15 protein-coding genes and 1 other RNA gene are annotated in these 19,139 nt (G+C 34.7%); 7 read left to right on the top strand and 9 right to left on the bottom strand.

The genetic code is table 11. The annotated features are described in order from the left end of the window. From CLU83_RS02500 to CLU83_RS02480, 5 genes are all read right to left on the bottom strand, one after another. A complete protein-coding gene (locus CLU83_RS02500; protein ID WP_100430160.1) occupies window positions 1-783 on the bottom strand; it encodes an ABC transporter permease in 783 nt (260 codons plus the stop codon). Window positions 784-891: 108 nt separating this feature from the next. Further along, window positions 892-1,185, bottom strand: a complete 294-nt coding sequence (locus CLU83_RS02495) for a chaperone modulator CbpM (RefSeq protein ID WP_100430159.1) — start codon at window positions 1,183-1,185, stop codon at window positions 892-894. Continuing rightward, a complete protein-coding gene (locus CLU83_RS02490; protein WP_100430158.1) occupies window positions 1,182-2,087 on the bottom strand; it encodes a J domain-containing protein in 906 nt (301 codons plus the stop codon). Before CLU83_RS02490 ends, CLU83_RS02495 begins: the two co-directional genes overlap by 4 nt. A gap of 189 nt (window positions 2,088-2,276) precedes the next feature. After that, window positions 2,277-2,966 carry an aspartate/glutamate racemase family protein gene (locus CLU83_RS02485; RefSeq protein ID WP_100430157.1) on the bottom strand — a complete coding sequence of 230 codons (690 nt, stop codon included), beginning with the start codon at window positions 2,964-2,966 and terminating at the stop codon, window positions 2,277-2,279. A 19-nt stretch (window positions 2,967-2,985) separates the two neighbouring features. Continuing rightward, window positions 2,986-5,622 carry a patatin-like phospholipase family protein gene (locus tag CLU83_RS02480; RefSeq protein WP_100430156.1) on the bottom strand — a complete coding sequence of 879 codons (2,637 nt, stop codon included), beginning with the start codon at window positions 5,620-5,622 and terminating at the stop codon, window positions 2,986-2,988. A gap of 201 nt (window positions 5,623-5,823) precedes the next feature. Here CLU83_RS02480 and CLU83_RS02475 point away from each other — a divergent pair, with 201 nt between their 5' ends. Further along, a complete protein-coding gene (locus CLU83_RS02475; protein WP_100430155.1) occupies window positions 5,824-8,535 on the top strand; it encodes a pitrilysin family protein in 2,712 nt (903 codons plus the stop codon). A gap of 210 nt (window positions 8,536-8,745) precedes the next feature. Then, window positions 8,746-10,131, top strand: a complete 1,386-nt coding sequence (gene fumC / locus CLU83_RS02470; protein ID WP_100430154.1) for a class II fumarate hydratase — start codon at window positions 8,746-8,748, stop codon at window positions 10,129-10,131. A gap of 64 nt (window positions 10,132-10,195) precedes the next feature. Here fumC and CLU83_RS02465 read toward each other — a convergent pair whose 3' ends face one another. Next, window positions 10,196-11,398 carry an NAD(P)-dependent oxidoreductase gene (locus tag CLU83_RS02465; protein WP_100430153.1) on the bottom strand — a complete coding sequence of 401 codons (1,203 nt, stop codon included), beginning with the start codon at window positions 11,396-11,398 and terminating at the stop codon, window positions 10,196-10,198. Window positions 11,399-11,633: 235 nt separating this feature from the next. On the opposite strand from CLU83_RS02465, the gene CLU83_RS02460 reads away from it, so the two are divergent. From CLU83_RS02460 to CLU83_RS22360, 4 genes are all read left to right on the top strand, one after another. Beyond that, window positions 11,634-12,848 carry a serine hydrolase gene (locus CLU83_RS02460; protein WP_100430152.1) on the top strand — a complete coding sequence of 405 codons (1,215 nt, stop codon included), beginning with the start codon at window positions 11,634-11,636 and terminating at the stop codon, window positions 12,846-12,848. Between the two features lie 168 nt (window positions 12,849-13,016). After that, window positions 13,017-13,413: a transfer-messenger RNA gene (gene ssrA / locus CLU83_RS02455) on the top strand. A gap of 300 nt (window positions 13,414-13,713) precedes the next feature. After that, a complete protein-coding gene (locus CLU83_RS02450; RefSeq protein ID WP_232726944.1) occupies window positions 13,714-14,685 on the top strand; it encodes a site-specific integrase in 972 nt (323 codons plus the stop codon). Next, complete coding sequence (locus tag CLU83_RS22360) at window positions 14,618-15,019, top strand: tyrosine-type recombinase/integrase (protein WP_369828793.1); 402 nt, start codon at window positions 14,618-14,620, stop codon at window positions 15,017-15,019. The genes CLU83_RS02450 and CLU83_RS22360 overlap by 68 nt, the downstream gene beginning before the upstream one ends. 421 nt (window positions 15,020-15,440) lie before the next feature. Here the strand turns inward: CLU83_RS22360 and CLU83_RS02445 are convergent, their stop codons facing one another. Both CLU83_RS02445 and CLU83_RS02440 read right to left on the bottom strand, forming a co-directional pair. Then, window positions 15,441-16,391, bottom strand: coding sequence for a nucleotidyl transferase AbiEii/AbiGii toxin family protein (locus CLU83_RS02445; protein WP_100430151.1), 951 nt, complete (start codon window positions 16,389-16,391; stop codon window positions 15,441-15,443). Next, window positions 16,384-16,968, bottom strand: coding sequence for a DUF6088 family protein (locus CLU83_RS02440; RefSeq protein WP_100430150.1), 585 nt, complete (start codon window positions 16,966-16,968; stop codon window positions 16,384-16,386). The genes CLU83_RS02445 and CLU83_RS02440 overlap by 8 nt, the downstream gene beginning before the upstream one ends. Before the next feature lie 124 nt (window positions 16,969-17,092). On the opposite strand from CLU83_RS02440, the gene CLU83_RS02435 reads away from it, so the two are divergent. Next, window positions 17,093-18,154: an HNH endonuclease domain-containing protein gene (locus tag CLU83_RS02435; protein ID WP_100430149.1), complete on the top strand. Its 1,062-nt coding sequence runs from the start codon at window positions 17,093-17,095 to the stop codon at window positions 18,152-18,154. A gap of 261 nt (window positions 18,155-18,415) precedes the next feature. Here CLU83_RS02435 and CLU83_RS02430 read toward each other — a convergent pair whose 3' ends face one another. Then, a complete protein-coding gene (locus CLU83_RS02430; protein WP_157801972.1) occupies window positions 18,416-18,808 on the bottom strand; it encodes a hypothetical protein in 393 nt (130 codons plus the stop codon). Window positions 18,809-19,139: the final 331 nt, after the last annotated feature.

Raw genomic sequence — 19,139 nt, 5'->3', positions numbered from 1 at the left:
TTAGACATCATAAAAAACATTAGAAACAAAAACTGCTATAAAGTCGATAATAAAAAGAAGCATCGAAGAAAAAACCACTGCCGAATTGGCCGCCAACCCTACTCCTGCCGTTCCTTTTTTACAATAATATCCTTTGAAACAACCTACCAATCCAATGGCAAAACCAAAAAAGAATGATTTAATGGTTGAGGGGATAACATCAAAAAATTCGAGATGGTCAAAAACCTGAGTAAAATACAGTAATAACGAAACGTCGCCTTTTAAATTTTCGACCAAAAAAGAGCCCAAAAGCGCCACGCTGTCTCCGATAAAAACCAAAATAGGCAACATTAAAGTGGTAGCCAATATTCGGGTAACAACTAAATATTTAAAGGGATTTGTTCCTGAAACTTCCATTGCGTCTATTTGCTCGGTCACACGCATTGAACCTAACTCGGCTCCAATTCCTGAACCTATACGGCCTGCACAAATCAAAGCGGTAATGATGGGACCAATTTCCCTAATGATGGAAACACTTACCATGGCAGGAATCCATGAAACGGCACCAAATTGCTGCAAAGTAGGTCTGGATTGCAAGGTAAATACCAATCCGATAATAAAGCCAGTTACTCCTACAAGAAGCAACGAGCGATTACCCATATTGTAGCATTGCCTAAGAAATTCTTTGAATTCTAAAGGACGTTTGAGTACTTCCCTGAAAAAACGCCCTGCAAAATCCGAAAGTTCACCAATTTCAAAAAGAAAACTTTTGAATGCTTCAACGATTCTAAAAATAGTGTTCATTCCGTTTGTGATTAATTCCTAATATAAATAACTCTCAAACACACAAATAAGCTAATTATTTTAACACATTACAGCTATATTTTTTGAAAAACAAGCCGTATCAGGAGCTTAATTCTCATATAACCGCAATCTGTTTTGGGCAGCCATTAAATCCTTTTTCAAATGTTCTATTTTCTGCAAAAGATTAAAAACGACATCAATTCCTTCGGGGTTTACTTCTAAATCATGATGCATTCGAATCATTCGTTCCAAATTATGCATTTGATTTTCGTGAATATATGGAGATTGCTCCATGACTTCAATTTCAATCAAACCCAAATCATGAAGATGGGTAAAGAAGGAAAGCTCTAATTGATAATGAGAGCTGACGGTTTTCAAAAGTATTAAGTTATCAGTTCTCATATTGTTCTAAGCTTAGCAAGTTCTACGAATAATTCTTTTTCTCTTTCGGTAAGGTGTGTTGGTAATAGTATTTGATACGAAATGAATAAATCACCAAACTCTCCTTCTTTTTTATACACTGGAAAACCTTTCCCTTTTAGTTTTACTTTGGTGCCATTTTGTGTACCTGGCTTGACTGTTAATTTTACTTTTCCATCAAAGGTATTGGCGGTAATTTCCCCTCCAAGAAGTGCCGTGTATAAATCTAAATCGACTGTTGTATATAAATTGTGTTTGTCGAGTTTAAAATTGGTGTGATTTTCGATATTGAAAGTAAGGTATAGATCGCCCTTTGGTCCTCCATTTGCTCCCTCTCCTCCTTGCCCGCTTATTTTTATAACCTGACCATTCTCAACACCAGCAGGAATAGTCAACCGTATATTTTTTTCATTGATTGTGAGGGTTCGTTTGTGAGTAGTATAAACATCTTTCAAGTCCAAATGTAATTCGGCGTTAAAATCTTGTCCTTTAAACACAGCTGTTTTACGGCTTCCTCTTTGACCGCCGCCGCCAAACATTGATTCAAAAAAATCCGAATAATCACCACCTCCAGAAAAGCCTCTAAAACCTCCACCTTGCTGGTCTCCTCCATTTTGATACCGATGCTGCTGCTGTCTGGCTTTTTCATATTCCTCGCCGTGTTCCCAATGTTCACCGTACTGATCGTATTTTTTTCGATTCTCTGGATTACTCAAAACCTCATTGGCTTCATTGAGTTCTTTGAATTTTCTCTCGGCTTCTTTATCGTTAGGATTTAAATCAGGATGGTATTTACGTGCCAATTTTCTGTACGCTTTTTTTATATCAGCTTCAGATGCATTTTTATCAATCTCCAATACTTTGTAATAGTCTATAAATGCCATTTTACTATAGTTTTAGATGAGATTCTATTAAAAAGAAATGCTATTCAATCATTTAAAAGAATATTTTACTCTCAAATTTAAGCATTTTATCGAACCTAAACTATGATAAAACATTTTATTAGAGCAAATTATACAAAAACAAAAAAAGCCCTAACTTAAGGCTTTTAGAATGATTAAAGAATCAAAGAATTAACTCAGAGCAAATGCAACTGCAGCATTCGAATGAATCAAAGCAGTGTCAAAAACAGGAACCTTTACCATTTCCTGTTTTACCAGCAACGGAATTTCTGTACAGCCCAGAATAATTCCCTCTGCTCCGTTATCAATAAGTTTTTCGATAATAGAAAGGTATCTTGCCTTGGTACTTTCCAGAATTAATCCTTTTCCCAATTCATTAAAAATAGTATCGTGTAAAAAATCTCTGTCGTCAGCTTCGGGTATTATTGCTTCGATATCAAGAGCGGTTAATTTGTCTTTAAAAAAATCCAATTCCATCGTAAACTTTGTTCCAAGAAGTCCCACTTTTTTAATGCCCTTTTTTTGGATTTCTTTTGCAGTTTCGGTGGCAATGTGTATTAATGGCAAATCGACACTTTCCTGAATCCGATCTGCTATAAGATGCATCGTATTGGCACAAAGAATAATTGCATCGGCACCGCAATTCTTTAAATCCTGGCAGGCTTTTGATAACATATTGAATGTAGTATCCCAGTCGTTGTTTTCATTATTTTTTTTAATATCATCATAGTTAAAAGAATAAATTATGCACTCAGCAAAATTAACTCCTCCTAACTCTTTATTGATTCCTTCATTAATAAACTTATAATAATCTGCTGTTGATACCCAGCTGATACCGCCTATGAGTCCTAATTTTTTCATTCTTTTTATGCCTTTTTTTTTATTTAATTCTACCTAATCTATTGTACAAAGGATTAAAAATACGAATATAAATTAGAGAAAATGCCCAACCAACAGTTATTAATAATAGTAACGCAAGTTTCTTTTTGACTACGCTTTCAATGTTGATGACAGTAGCCAAAATTTTAGAAAAATAACCAACTAAAAAAACAATAAGCGTGAATCCAATAAATTTATAGGAAATATTAATTTGCTTAAATGGATTTGGATTATTCCAATTGCAAATTAAATAATATAGCACTTCAATTAATAAACCACTACCAATTAGCAATAAAATAATACGAATAAATTTTGACATTCGGACAATTTTAAAAGGAACAAAACTGCTCACTTTCAATTGTTTTACAAGCTGTTTTTCATTTGCAGGATAAGTACAGTTTTCTGCTACTTTTAGGAAATTCCAATTCTCCTTTTTCACAATCTCCGAATCATTTTCATGCATCATCTGTCTGTACCCGCTGTACATTAAAGCATACGCTTCAAGGTCATTAAAAGAATCCAAATCGGTCCGTACTTCGCTAAGTCCCTTCTGAATTTTCTTCATTACGCCATATCTCAAAAGTGCATTTTCATCCTCTATTTCTTTATCATACAAAATGCTTCGGTTTACATCGGTACAGTCAATCCAGCTCACAGGAAGCTGTTCTAAACCGTTTTTTAAATGAACAATTGAAAGTTTGGCAACAATCGAAGTATATTTTCGGGATTTTAAATCCAATAATTGAATCTCGCGCAGGCGCTCCTGCAAAATAGTATCTACTCTAAAAAATAAAGACATGGCATTATCCTTATTTACTGCATTATCCGGCATTTGAGCACTGGCATCGCTTACTATAATTTCATTGCATTCCTGTTCTAATATTGATGCAATTCCCTGATTATCATGAACGCCTCCATCAATCAGCTCCAAATCAAAATTTTCATACAGCCCTTTAAATACTAAAGGCTGAAACAAAACCGGCACACAAGAAGAAGCCGCGACAGCATAGCCCAATCTAAACTTTTGGTACTGCTCTGGCGCATTTTCATAATACATTCTCCTTAAACGGGGTTTTACATCAAATTCATCCGAAATAAAAGTGGGCGGTTCTCCCATCCAAGAAGCTGTAAACTGCCAGTTATGCCCTGTATTTACTGCTGTAGCATTTAGAATTAATTGAGGCACTTTATTAATTCTTTTCCAATTGTCATCATTCAATTTAAATGACTCATCACCAAAAGGATTAATAAATAAATCGTTCATAAAAATTGGTAAAGAATCTTTTTTAGGCAGTAATGGCTTATAAAAATACTCTTCATAAAGCTCTCCCAATCTGTTCGAACGCGAATACGAACTTCCTTTCCACATTTTTAAATTCTTAGAAAAACTTGTCAGCAGACGCATTCGGATATTCTTTTGAACAGCACCCAGAAATTCAGTTTCAATTTCTTTTACAATCCGAAGGTAATCGTCTTGAACAATATCTTCATCTGCTTTGCTTTCATACAATTGCTTAATTTTCAAATAGTAAAAAGCCCCGATAATGGAACCTCCCGAAACACAGGAAATAACCTCAATATCTTTCAGTTTGTCTTTTTCGGCTAAAGCTGCCAAAACACCAATATGAAATAAAGCCGCTCTAAAACCGCCGCCAGAAAGCCCGATTCCTAACTTATGCTGCTGTTTTTGCTTTACATCATCAGCATTTGTATTTTCGTCAGCCTCAAGATTTAAAGCAATCAGACAGCTGTTTTGTCCTTCCTCTATAATTTCACTTTTTTGAAAAGGGTCCTTATTAGTAGATTTTTGATATTTCTCTGTTCTTTGATAATTAGCCAAATCATAGATCTGTTTGCTAAAGGATTTAATCTGCCAATTCTCAGTCTTATCCTGAGTATATAATTTAATGAAATGAAGCGCTTTTTTATACATTCTCAAACCAAAAAAAGCTTCGGCCAAAGCAGTATATAATTTATCCTGAGATTCAATTCCGTCTTTAAAAACAACCGCATCTGTATCTGTCAAATAGGCTTGAATGATTTCTTTTCTTGTATTTTGAGCCGTTTCAAATCTTGTAATGGTTTCACTGGTAATTTCGCAGGTTTCAGAGAGCTGTTCTAAATTTTCTATTACGATTAACTCATTGAGATTAGCATAATTCACTGCGGTGTTAATACAGTAGGTTTCGGTTTGGATAGATTTGTGCAGTTTATTTTTCCAAATCAGATATCCCTTTTTGTAATAAGACCGCGACTGCAGTAAATTATGAAACTGATGGTCAAACTTCCATTTATTTTTGTAGACTGCTCCTGCAATCCCCAATGTTTTTGAGTTTTTGGTATATTCTAAATCACAAAACGATTTGAGTATATTAACTGCTTTATCAAATTTAAAATAAGACGACAATGTACTGTCCTTATATACATTATCCGCTAAATCCTGATATTTTGATAACTTTATTTCAGTACCTTTATCTTCATTTTCGGCAATTTTTTTAAGCAGTATCTCAGTTGCATAACCATACTGTTCATATATTATTAAGTTTTGGTACAAATCCTCAAAAGGAATACTGTTAGAAATATCTTCACCTCTTAAATAATTTTTGGCCCATGCAATTGCCGCTTTTTTATTTTCCATAGCTTAAAAAAATACTAAAAATCAAGTTATTAAAAATATTTGTTTTTAATTTTAATGAGAAACATTTTATAAATTTAAAAAAAATGCATCAACTTAAATAATAAAGTTAACAGCCTTCTTAAAATTTTCAAAACAAGTGATTATTCTTTCAAAAAAATACATATTTTTACAATATAAACTTACAACTAATTTATACGAAAAATGAAAAAACTTCTTTTTGCTCTTTCTTTTGTGTCGTTTTTATCCACAAATTCCTACTCTCAAGAAACTACTCTTGTCACTTCGGTAGAAGGTATCAAAGAATACAGCTTGCCAAACGGGCTAAAGATTTTATTAATTCCTGATGCCGCACAATCAAATGTGATTGTAAATATTGTTTACGGTGTAGGTTCCCGACATGAAGGATATGGTGAATCGGGTATGGCGCATTTATTAGAGCACATGTTATTTAAACGTTCTTCTAAATTTACTGACATCAAAAAAACTATTGCTGACAAAGGCGCACAAGCCAATGGAACTACCTATTATGACCGTACGAATTATTATGAAATTTTGCCCGCTACTGACGAAAATTTAAAATGGGCACTAGACATGGAGTCTGATAGAATGATTACTTCTGCAATCCTTCAATCGGATCTGGACAGTGAATTCAGCGTAGTTCGAAATGAGTTCGAAATTGGTGAAAATGATCCATCAGGAGTTTTAAATGAACGCATTCTTTCTACTGCCTATTTGTGGCATAATTACGGGAAATCAACAATAGGAAGTAAAGAAGATATTGAGCGTGTTCCTGCTAACCGTCTAAAAGAATTTTATCAAAAATATTACCAGCCAAATAATGCTACACTTATAATTGGCGGAAAATTTGATGAGAAAAAAACGCTTTCCTGGATTAAAGATTACTTTGCTCCTATTCCAAAATCAAAAATCGAGATTCCAAAAACCTATACTGTAGAGCCAACTCAGGATGGAGAACGTTTTGTTGAGCTAAAAAGAAACGGTGATATTCAATATATCGGAATGGCATACCACACTCCAAGTTATTCGGATAAAGAATATGCTGCCAATAACGCCATAATTTCAATAATTACCAATAACCCTTCAGGTGCGTTATACAAAGCATTAGTTGAAACTAAATTATCGACTAATGTTTATGGATATACAATAACATTAAAAGATCCTGCATTCAGTTATTTTGCCTGTGAAATTGCCAAAGACAAAGACATCAATACAGTGCAGAAAGCCTTTTTGGAAACTATGAATTCTGTTCCTCAAATGACTTTTACAGAAGAAGACCTTAAGCGTGCCAAAAATGAACTGTTAAAGCAATTTGAGAACACCTACAACAAAACCATCAATTTATCTGTTGCATTGACCGAATTTGTTGGAGCTGGAGATTGGCGTCTGTTTTTTATAGACAGAGACAATATAGAAGCTTTGACTGTAGCGGATATTCAAAATGCTGCCAAAAAATACTATCTGCAAAGCAACAGAACTTGGGGACGTTTTATTCCTGAAACAACTAGCGAAAGAACCAAAGTATCCGAAACTAAAGATATCGCTGCTCTCGTTAAAGGATACAAAGGAAAAGCTTTGGAGGCCAACACTGCTACTTTTGAAGTATCTGTAGCCAATATTATAAAATCTACTGAAGAAGGAAAATTAGCCTCAGGAGGAAAATATGCCCTATTAGAAAAACCAGCCAAAGGAAATAAAATTGAGGGCCGAATATTACTGCGAATGGGAGATGAAAAATCATTAAGCCAAAAATCAATGATTGCCATGTTAACTGCTAATATGCTGAAACTTGGAACGAAAAACAGAACTAAAAAAGAAATCAACGACCAAATCGACCAATACAAAATCAACCTTAGTTTCGGAGGTTCTGTAGATGGGTTGTATGTGAGAATCAGTACTGACAAAACCAATTTAAGCAATGCTTTAAACTTAGTGCAAGACATTCTGAAAAACCCTTCTTTTGATGTTACTGAATTTGAGAAACTAAAACTGGAAACCAAAAACGGACTGGAAGCTAACCGTAATGAACCGCAAGCTGTAGCTAGTGAAGAGTTAACTAAACTAACTGCATTATATTCTAAAACACATCCATATTACTCGGAGACAACAGATGAAAGTCTGTCAACATTAAGTAAAATTACAATTGAAGATGTTAAAAACTTTTATGCTTCTTTTTATGGCGGTACAAACAGTTTTTCTTCTTTTGTTGGAGGAATTGACAAAACGGTCATAAAAAATTTCTTGAACAGCACTTTTGATAATTGGAATTCAAAGATTGCATACAAAAGAATTCCAACTCAATATTTTGATGTAAAATCAAATGATAAAACCATTCAGATTAATGATAAAACAAACGCAGTTTTACTTGGAAAAATCAATTTGAATATTGGAGAAAAAAGCCCTGATTACCCTGCTGTCTCTATGGCAAATGAGTTACTTGGAGGAGGATCATTCCTGTCTTCCAGAATTCCGCAGCGTTTGCGCGAAACAGAAGGATTAAGCTACGGTGCCGGTTCTTATTTGCAGGCTAATGCTATAGATCCAACAACCGATTGGGGAATTTATGCCTTTTACAATCCAACAATGAAAGATAAATTAACTGCTGCCTTGAATGAAGAAATTCAAAAAGCGATCAGCAAAGGATTTACCAAAGAAGAATTTGACAGCTCATTGAAATCATGGCTGCAAAACAGACAAACGATGCTGGGAACCGATGAGTTTTTAGTTCGCCAACTAAGAGAAAACTTGGATTTAGGAAAAACATTCAAAGATTATGAGGATTTTGAAACTAAAGTTAAAAGCTTAGATGTACAAAAAATCAATACTGCATTAGTTAAATATTTTGATCCAAAAAAATTCGTAGTTGTAAATACAGGAGATTTTGTTAAAAAGTAATTTTTTTTAAAATTGCTAAGAAACTAAGATCATAAGTATCTAAGATTCCATCTTGGTTATTTACTTAAAAATCCAACTGTTAAAAGGTATTGAGCAATCAGTACCTTTTTTTTATGACCCAAACTGATTTTATAACTAAAAAAAACGAGTAACTTTATTACAGAATACACGGCAGGGTATTCTTTTTTCAAATACTTAAAAACGCAAAAAATGAACTTTAGAACCGAAAAAGACACTATGGGCGAAGTACAGGTTCCCTCCGACAGATATTGGGGAGCACAAACCGAACGTTCCCGAAACAATTTCAAGATTGGGTCGCCTGCATCCATGCCAAAAGCTATTATTGAAGGTTTTGCCTATCTCAAAAAAGCTGCTGCTTATACCAATTGTGAATTAGGTGTTTTATCCACAGAAAAAAGGGATTATATAGCTTTGGCATGCGATGAAATCTTGGCAGGAAAACTTTCTGAGGAATTTCCGCTGGTGATTTGGCAGACCGGTTCTGGTACGCAAAGCAATATGAATGTTAATGAAGTGATTGCTAATCGGGTTCAGGTTTTAAAAGGGCTGAATATTGCTGATGACAAACCATTTATCAAAGCCAATGACGATGTCAACAAATCACAATCGTCTAATGATACTTTTCCAACGGCTATGCACATTGCGGCTTACAAAACTGTAGTTGAAAATACTATCCCAAATATTCAAAAATTAAGAGATACACTTCAAAAAAAAGCTGCCGAATTTAAATCGGTTGTCAAAATTGGACGCACTCATTTGATGGATGCCACTCCCCTTACCTTGGGACAGGAAATTTCGGGTTATGCCGCGCAATTGGATTTTGGTTTGAAAGCCGTAAAGAACACATTGCCACACTTATCCGAAATAGCTTTGGGCGGTACAGCAGTAGGAACTGGTTTAAATACTCCAAAGGGATACGACACAAAAGTAGCCGAATATATTTCTCAATTTACAGGCCATCCTTTTGTGACTGCTTCCAATAAATTTGAAGCATTGGCAGCACACGATGCAATTGTAGAAACCCATGGTGCGCTGAAACAGTTAGCCGTTTCTTTAAACAAAATTGCCAATGATATTCGGATGCTGGCTTCGGGTCCTCGTTCTGGCATCGGCGAAATCCTTATTCCTGAAAATGAACCTGGTTCCTCCATTATGCCTGGAAAAGTAAACCCTACACAATGCGAAGCACTGACGATGGTTTGCGCCCAGGTGATTGGGAATGACATGGCGATTACCATTGGCGGTATGCAGGGCCAATATGAACTGAATGTTTTTAAACCGATGATGGCTGCCAACTTTTTACAATCGGCGGAATTGCTGGGAGATGTCTGCCATTCATTCGACATTCATTGTGCGCAGGGAATTGAACCTAATTACAAACGCATTGAGGAATTGGTTAATAACTCTTTGATGCTGGTTACAGCTTTGAACACCAAAATCGGATATTATAAATCGGCAGAAATTGCACAGACGGCTCACAAAAATGGAACTACCCTTAAAGAAGAAGCGGTACGATTAGGCTATGTAACTCCCGAAGAATTTGACGAATGGGTGAAACCAGAGGATATGGTTTAGAAACAATTATGAATTATAAGTTTACTAGAAAGTGCTAAAAACTTATAATTCATAATTTAAAAAATTATTTCCCATCCACATAATCCTGCAGATAGCTGAAACGTTCGGTAAGTTTACCGTTCTCAGTCATTTTTGCTCTTTTGAGGATGCCGTCTTTGTCGCCGTTAAAAAAGGCGGGAATAACATGCTCTGAAAACATTTCGCCAAAACCTTCACTGGCGTCTTTTGGCAGTTCGCAAGGCAGATTATCGACAGCCATAACCACTATCGCAGCGGGATGAAAAACGTCTACTTCTTTATTTTCGCTTGGCAGATAACCGTACAAAGGCTCGGCAATCGTTGAGGAACGCAGCGTACAGGCGATAGGACCATTGACATCACAGGAAATATCGGCTACTATTTTTATTTTGCAGTCATTCGCTTGAAGCATTTCGCGGGTTAGAATCGCTGGAGCATCATTGGCATGAAAATGACCTGTGATATAGATATCGGAAACTTTCGTGAATCGTTCAAAATCAGAAACATATTCGGACGGATTATTGTGAAAATCGGTAAAATCTAATACCTGCCCGTCTTTTCTTTTATTATAATCCAAAACATCAATCTGTGTATAAACGGCTTGAGTGAAATTTTTGGTCAAATAATTTTCAACCGAAACTTCTTTGATTTTCATCGCATCCAGAATTTCTTTGGCTCCATTCCCGACTTTTCCAGTTCCTGTAACCACAATTTTTAGTGGTGGCAAAACCTGCCTTTTTAAATGGGTAATTAAGGCATCTTTGCCGGAAAGCGTCTCGGCTTTTGGCATTTTGAACAATTCAAATTTGATCCCGAAAGCGCGAAAAGCATTGTAAGTACCAACAAATCCAGCATATCTCCCAAAACCAATTAATCTTCGGTTGTGAGAATCAATAATAGTTTCGTGATCATACAAGTCTATATTTTTTTCTAAAACAGCCTGCAGTAATTTTCGGTTATGTGGCTGTTTTTTGATGGTATGCGAGAAAAAGAAATAGGACTTATTAGGAATCAAATCGTCTACAGGGACTTCTTTTACACCAAAAAGCACATCACAATCACTGACATCATTGGTCACTTCAATTCCCATGCTTTGATATTGAACATCTGTAAAAATACGGATATCGGAACTTTCTACTTTTACAGTACAACTAGGATACAGCTGTTTTATTTTGGCTAATTCATTGGGAGAAAAAACAACTCTGCGGTCAGGCGGGTTTTTTCTTTCTTTAATAATTCCGAATTTCATTTTGAATGTTTTAAAAATATAACTTTATAAGTATTTTTTGTTACAAATATAACAATATTATTTAATTTTCATTTTTTTTATAAAACTTTTTCTCATCTAAAAAAACTTAATGCCATGATGATTAATAAACTATAAAAAACTCCTCTTTGCGGGCTCTTTAAAATAATCTCCATAAAGCAAAAAAAAACAAAAACAGAATCAAGGATTATATATATTTGCTTTTTAGCACAAAAAAATGAATTTTATAAAAAAGGCAAATATACTATATTTACTGCTCCCAATAGCCGTACTGACTTCCTGCAAAAAGGAATCCGCATCTGATGAAAAAGCTGCAATAGAAATAAAAGATTCAGAACTGCCTAAAAACGTTTTGCCCAAAATGAAACCTATGGGTAAGGAAACACCTCTTACCGCTGACTATATAAAGGAAAAACAGCTCAGAATTGATTCTTTTGTTAGAAAAAATTGGCCAAACAACAGTATGAACGGTGGTTTTCTGGTAGCCAAAAATGGTCAGATTATTTATGAAAAATACGAAGGCTATTCGAATTTAAGAGACAAAACACCTATAAGAGATACGACTTCCATTCATATTGCATCGGTTAGTAAAGTTCTTACCGCAACAGCTGTTTTAAAATTAGTCAATGCCAAAAGAATTGATTTAGATCAAAAAGTAACTGATTTTTTACCCGAATTTCCGTATCCGGAGGTTACCGTAAGGATGCTGCTTTGTCATAGAAGCGGTATGCGCAGTTACGCCTATTTTACCGATCGTGACAAAAGTGTTTGGGATAGGCATAATACCTTGACCAACCAAGACATATTGACCATTATGGGTACAAAACATATTGCTTTGGAACAAAAAACCGGTACCCGATTTGCTTATTGCAATACTAATTATGCGATGCTGGCTTTGATTATTGAAAAAGTAACCAAGCTTTCCTATAGAGATGCGATGGCTCAAATGATTTTTAAGCCTCTGGGAATGGCACATACTTTTGTTTTAGATTTTGATAAAGACAAACACCATGTAGCACCATCTTATAAAGCCAGCAGAGTCGAAATTGGAATTGATTATCTAGACAAAATTTATGGCGATAAAAACATCTACTCTACTCCTAGAGATTTATTAAAATTTGACAGAGCTAGAAATTCACCATCCTTTTTGGAACCTGCACTATTAGCACAAGTTTTTACTGGATACAGTAATGAAAGAAAAGGAACCAAAAATTATGGATTGGGAATCCGAATGATCAATTGGGATAATGGCAAGAATTTTTATTTTCACAACGGCTGGTGGCATGGTTTTACTTCTTCGTATGTTACTTTGAAAGATGAAAATGTTACTATAATTGCTTTATCCAATAAATTCAACAGAAGCACTTATGCCGTTCGAAAACTGGCTGTTACATTTGGTGATTATCCGTTTAAAGTCGAGGATACTGAGTAAAATTCATTTCAGACTGCAGATGTTAGACTGCAATATTCACATTTAAAAATTTGAAATTGCAATTGATTTTTGAAATTGCAATTGTTATTGAATTTTGGCATTGATTTTTGAAATTCATGTCGTATCTTTGCAGTCCTATTTAAGATTCTGCAATCTAAAATAAAAAATGGGGTCGACTGGTTTTGACAGCAAGTCGAATTGAAAAGTAAGCACGCCGAGAACTGGGATAATTCTCGTAAATAAAAGGTCTCAAACATTTTACACGGCGAAGGAAACTACGCTCTTGCTGCATAATCTGAATCATAGTAAGATTAGCCTCGTCCTACTAGGTAGGAAAGCAGGATTCATCTCGAAAGCTTTGGTTTATAGCGGTCGATTAAGGTGAATCGTAAATTTAAACCTAGATTTCCGCAAGCTTCGGGCGGATTTCGAAACTAAAGAAGCTAAGCAAAGAGCGGTTGTTCCTGACCTAACTCCGAGTCGAAAATTCATTCAGGAAATAAGCGTGTAGAAAGCTCTTTAATTGCTTGTTTGGACCCGGGTTCGATTCCCGGCGATTCCACTGGGACCGTTTAAAGGCAACTTTTCAAAGTTGTCAAAAACGCACAAAATGTCTCGAAACCCTTTAAAAGCCTGCAAATTTTTGAATTTGCAGGCTTTTTTATTTTTCCTGTAACTATCAAAATTTTCAAAAGTGCTCCAAATATTTATGGCAATTTTGTGGCATTTTAGTACTGGAGCAAAAAGTGCCACAAAATTGCCATAAAAAAGCGCTTAAGTAACTGAATTACAACATGTAAAGCAGGTTAACGACTTGACTGAAGAACATCATAATTCTATATTTATTAACTTAAAAAATTGAATTATGTTAGAAAGCAGCTTTGGGCTTTGTTTCTTTTTGAAAACAACCAAAAACAAATCAAACAGCAGATATATTTATCTGAGAGTAACAGTAGATGGAATACCTAAAGAGACATCTACTAAAAGGACATGGGACATTCAAAGGTGGGATCAAAAAACAGAAAGAGCAACGGGAAATAAGGAAGATGCCAGGACTCTAAATCATTTTCTTGATGCTCTAACCACTCGGATCAACCAATTTAAAATGGATTTAATTTACAACGAAAAATCGATTTCAGCGCAGCGGATTATTGATTTTGTATTGGGAAGGATAGTTTCAAAAGCAATGCTTCTTCAAGAATTTAAAAAGCATAATGACGAGATGTTGGCACTGGTTCCACAGGATTATGCTTTAGCGACGCACAAACGTTATGAGACAGCAAGATTTCATGCCAGAGAATTTGTAAAATACAAATACGCGACGGAAGATATTGAGTTCAGGGATTTAGATTATGATTTTATCATTAGCTATGAATTATATCTAAAAACCGTACGGAATTGTGTAAATAACTCTGCATTAAAATATATTGCCTGCATGAAAAAGGTAATAAACAGGGCAATTGATAAAGATATAATTGTTCAGGATCCTTTCAGAGCATTCAAGCGTAAAATGACAAAAACTGTCAAAAGACCACTCACCGCGAGTGAACTGCGCACACTCGAACAGGTGAGTATTACAACCTCAAGACTCCAAACAGTTCGGGATATCTTTGTCTTTCAGTGCTATACTGGCCTAGCTTATATTGATGCTTACCAACTTCGGAAGACAGATATAAAAATAGGTATAGATGGAGCGCAATGGATAATGTCCGAAAGACAAAAAAACCGGTTCTGTAACCAATGTTCCATTACTTCCCAAAGCCCTCGAAATAATCGAGAAGTACAAAGAACATCCGCTCTGCCTTTCAAGAAATGCTGTCCTACCCGTCGCATCTAATCAAAAAATGAATGCTTATCTTAAAGAAATAGCCGATCTATGTGGGTTTACTTGCGAATTGAACACACATAAAGCCAGACGCACTTTTGGCAGCACAGTTACTCTTAATAATGATGTGCCCATTTCCGTAGTAAAAGAGATGCTGGGACACCAGTCAATCCGCCAGACTGAATCGTATGCAATTACCACTGAGCAAACAATTGGCAGGGAAATGAATAACTTGAGTAGCAAGCTGCGTAAAGTCAACCCAACCATACCTGATGAAGCAATGTCTATGATCTCGAAACTGGAAAAAGAATTACAAAAACTTAAAGAACAATTTGGGATTAAATAAACTAAAAAACTAACCTTAGCAAAATTAAAATCAAGTAACACCAATTGTCAAATTGCGCCGCGATTGTGCACAAAGATTTTGAGCATTTTTATAAATATTGAAAACAGGTATAAAAAACCTGCAAATCATTTGATTTACAGGTTTTATCACCTTTTTTTAAGCTTTTTTGAAAAGTTGTTCTTTTCGTTAGTTTTAGGCCTTTCCCAGTCAAAGAGGTACTTGTACTCCTTCTCTAATGCTTTGATATATAAGGATTATATATTTTTTTACTATTTTACGGTCTCGCTTTTGCTCCTCATTTATGAGCAGTAAATTTTGAAATCTTATAGAGCAAATATGAATGAATTAAAAATTACTGTCAAAATTGGCTGAAAATAGTGTTCAATGATTGAACATGATAGTTTACATTCTTCAAATTTGCTTATAATTTTTCAACCCATTTACTTATTTCAGCAACCAGTTCGTTAAAGTCGGGTTGGCCTTTATAATACAATTTTGCCGTTTTTTTATAGCGTTCTATAAATCGCTCCCTAAGTTCTGGGTTCTTCAGTAAAAAAGCTTCATTATCAGCAATGGGTATTCCATAGTCTTTGGGAGGAAAGCGAGCCACTTTGTGTTTTTGATATTCTTCTGTACCTATGAATGCTTTTACAGTATCATCTCGTAATAGACTATAGACATCATAATATTGGCGCATTAAATTTTGCCTTTCTTCTTTGTCTTCCTGTTCTTGTCTAAATTTGGTTGCAATAGTCTGTAGTTTTTCAACAAAAGTATAACCAATGTGATAACAAGCAATATCTACAGCCCGATTATCAATTATATCTACGCCTTGTTGAACTGCTTTGTCATAAGCCCAGGAAGAAATGGTTAGTGGATTGTTAGGTGTTACTGTGTCAAATCCAACCTCTAATAATATACCTTCTTTGACTCCATCAATAGCATCAGTTTTACTTTCATAATGTAATCTTATACCACCACTACGATATTGCCTTTGGTCGTCAAAAGCTTCATCTCTTACGACTGATATGATTCCGTCTATTTTTATATCGTTTTTCAATCCATCATAAAAGTCTTTTCTTTTTTGAATATTCCGAGGCTTATTGTTGTTTGGGTTTTCATTTATTTCCATTTCAGCCGGTGGCTTGATATGGATGTCGATGTCTTCAGAAAAACGGTGTATAATTCCATATCCTTTGGATAGAGAAGTACCTCCTTTGAGTTCGAATTGAAACCCTTGTTGTTTTAGCCCGTTTAACACATGCATAATCCAATAGTCTTTTTCGACAAGTCCAGATTCGATATTTAATTCTGCTCCTACAATACGGAGCAGATCACGGAAGTTTTTGTGGTTGTGTAAGTAATCAGACATATTGTGCTGCTATAACAGGTTCCAACATTTTTTTTGCTTTAACACTGCCGTATTCCTGAAGTGATTTTTTTAGTTTTTTAGCATCCATTGTTTTTGCTTTGGAACGCACTCTTGACACTACTTCATTTGGGTCTTCAGCTAATTGGTCGAGATTGTTTAACAGGTCTACCAATAAAAATTCGGGTGTGGCCTTTAATGGGAAATGAGGTTTTACCCTAAATGAAAACGTCATGCCACCGAGGTTGAAATCCCCATGGCGTTTGTGGTTGTAAACCGTTTTGCAGTTGTATAACTGAGTAGTTCCTACTCCTAATGTGTTATAAGCATTTAAGGAAGTTACTAGAAAACGTTTGTCTTTAAGAAAAGAACGCACCAACACTTCTTCTTCGGGAGGTGTCTCTCCAAAGACAGTTACTTCAGGATAATAGTATAAGCCTTGTGACAGCTTTTGCAAAGTGCCTTCCTGTACCAACTCATCTAAATGACGGTCAACAGATTTTGACCACTTGGATAAATCAGCCCTGCGGTATACTTTTCCTCGTTTTAAATGTTTCTTTAATTCTTGTAACTTATTCATAAGTACAAAGTTAACAAATAATATTTAATTGCATACATTTTTATTGAAAATTCATGCAATATGTTTTCCATATGACTCTATTTTACTTTTCCTATCTTAGCCCTACCATAAATTACGTTATTTTATGAATCTTCCTTATTCGGATAAACTTCCTGTCTCTAAACTAGCGACTTCGTTTGGTAATACCTCAGCGACATATAAGTTTTATTGGTTGTTGGCTATTTTGGAACTGGTTGAGGAAGGACAGACAACAATACCGAAGCGGCATTTATTTGCACGGATGATTGGCAATGCGTGGTATACTGTGAATTATTTCCATGTATCATTTGGTAAGCAGGACCTTATACAGCAGGCAGTACAGTCTATATTGGAGCAGGAACAGCTGACTATAGATACTAAGAAAAGTCTATTATTGTCTATTTTAGAAAACTCTGAACTCAAAGCGACACAACAAACCCTTTACCATTTTAATAAAAATGTGCCACATTGGTTTTTATCTCCGTGGTTTAGTAAAGTTGCTGGAGAAAATGATGTTGCTTACAGGAAGCGGATTTATACTTCTTCGCAGGTATTTGAAAATGATTGTTTGTATGCTCTTTATGATGAACATATTGTTATTAACCCCAACTGGGTTGATTACTTAAAGTCAAATGCCAAAATACTAAAGGATTTTATTTATTGGAACCTGACTTTGTTTTTGCAGACCCGTAACCCGAATGTACCGGATATTGCCAATAAATTAATACGACCGCCATTTAGAGGTTCACTCACGAACCAACGCAAGAACTACTGGGATATCGTTTTTAAGGAACTTGGAACTGTGGATTGTATTTTTACCAATACTGCTTTAACTATTGACCGCTACGCATTGGATCATTTTATACCTCATGCTTTTGTATCACATGATTTGATTTGGAATTTGGTACCGATTGATACCAGTTTTAACTCTAGGAAAAGTGATAAGTTACCGATTATGGAAACTCATTTTGACGGCTTTTTTAATCTTCAAAAAACTGCCTTTGAAATTATAAACCATCATCGCCCTAAAAGCAAATTGCTTGAAGAGTATTTGACTATATATCCGGATTTGATCAGTTCTAATAGCTTTGATTATACTAAATATAAGGAAAGTATACAGCCATTAGTTACTATAGCGCATAATAACGGGTTTGGATATTTGTATTAGCTTGAATCTTAAGTTTTAATTATTTGGATAAACATTTTTTTGGAATTCGTTTGGAATTCTTTGAACCCTATTTTTAGTTTTAATTGGTTATTGTAACACTAAATTAGAAAAAGTTAATACATTCGGTTTTTAATAGCTTGTTCTGGGGTTAAACCTACTTCATTTTTATATGCACCAATTAATGCCCATCCATTAATCTTTAAATTTTGTGTTTCAATGTAATCAGAATTTAAATTGGTGAAGTAAGCAATATGAAGTTTTTCATTTGCAAAATTCCCTATGACATAAGCAGGATTGGCCTATATTATTTGAGCTATCACAGAGATAAACTTTATCTCCTATTTCAGCACTAATATTTTGACGATATTTTATCTCTTGTGGATAAACATTTTTTACACGATGGCGTCCCTCATTTATTAAATCTGAAATCAATGGATTAAATTCAATTATTTGTACAAGCTTTTCACTATCAAGAATACTTTTAACAGCAACTTTTATATCAGCAACTTTGTATTTTTGATTAGAAATTATGTGACTGAATAATTTGAATTCACTTACTATATATTTTAATGTGCTTTTCTCATTGTATACTGCCCAATTTTTAGATTTAATAGTATCAATCATTTTAAATGCATCCTTATCAGTATATTCCATATTTTGAAATATCATAGCTTTACTATGTGCCCAATAAATTTTATTATTATTGAAATAATTATAAATCTCGAACTTTACAGACTTTAGGAAAAATTCTAGTTTTAATGACAGCTGGAGAAATAAACGAAAGAAATAATGAAAGATGCTGATGAGGTGTCTTTTTTCGCTATACTTTTTGTAATAATGATGAAAACCTAAAATAGAATTTTTTAGAATATATGGATAAATTTAAAATATAAATTATGACAAATTACGATGAAAATGACTTAATTAATAATGATTACGTCAATACAACTACTAAAGGTGATAACCCCACACAGCTATTCGTGAC

Origin of the sequence: Flavobacterium sp. 1 (genome assembly GCF_002797935.1) — a bacterium.
Taxonomy (GTDB): domain Bacteria; phylum Bacteroidota; class Bacteroidia; order Flavobacteriales; family Flavobacteriaceae; genus Flavobacterium.
The sequence above is the reverse complement of the archived record's forward strand: the minus strand, read 5'-3'. Positions and strand labels throughout refer to the sequence as shown.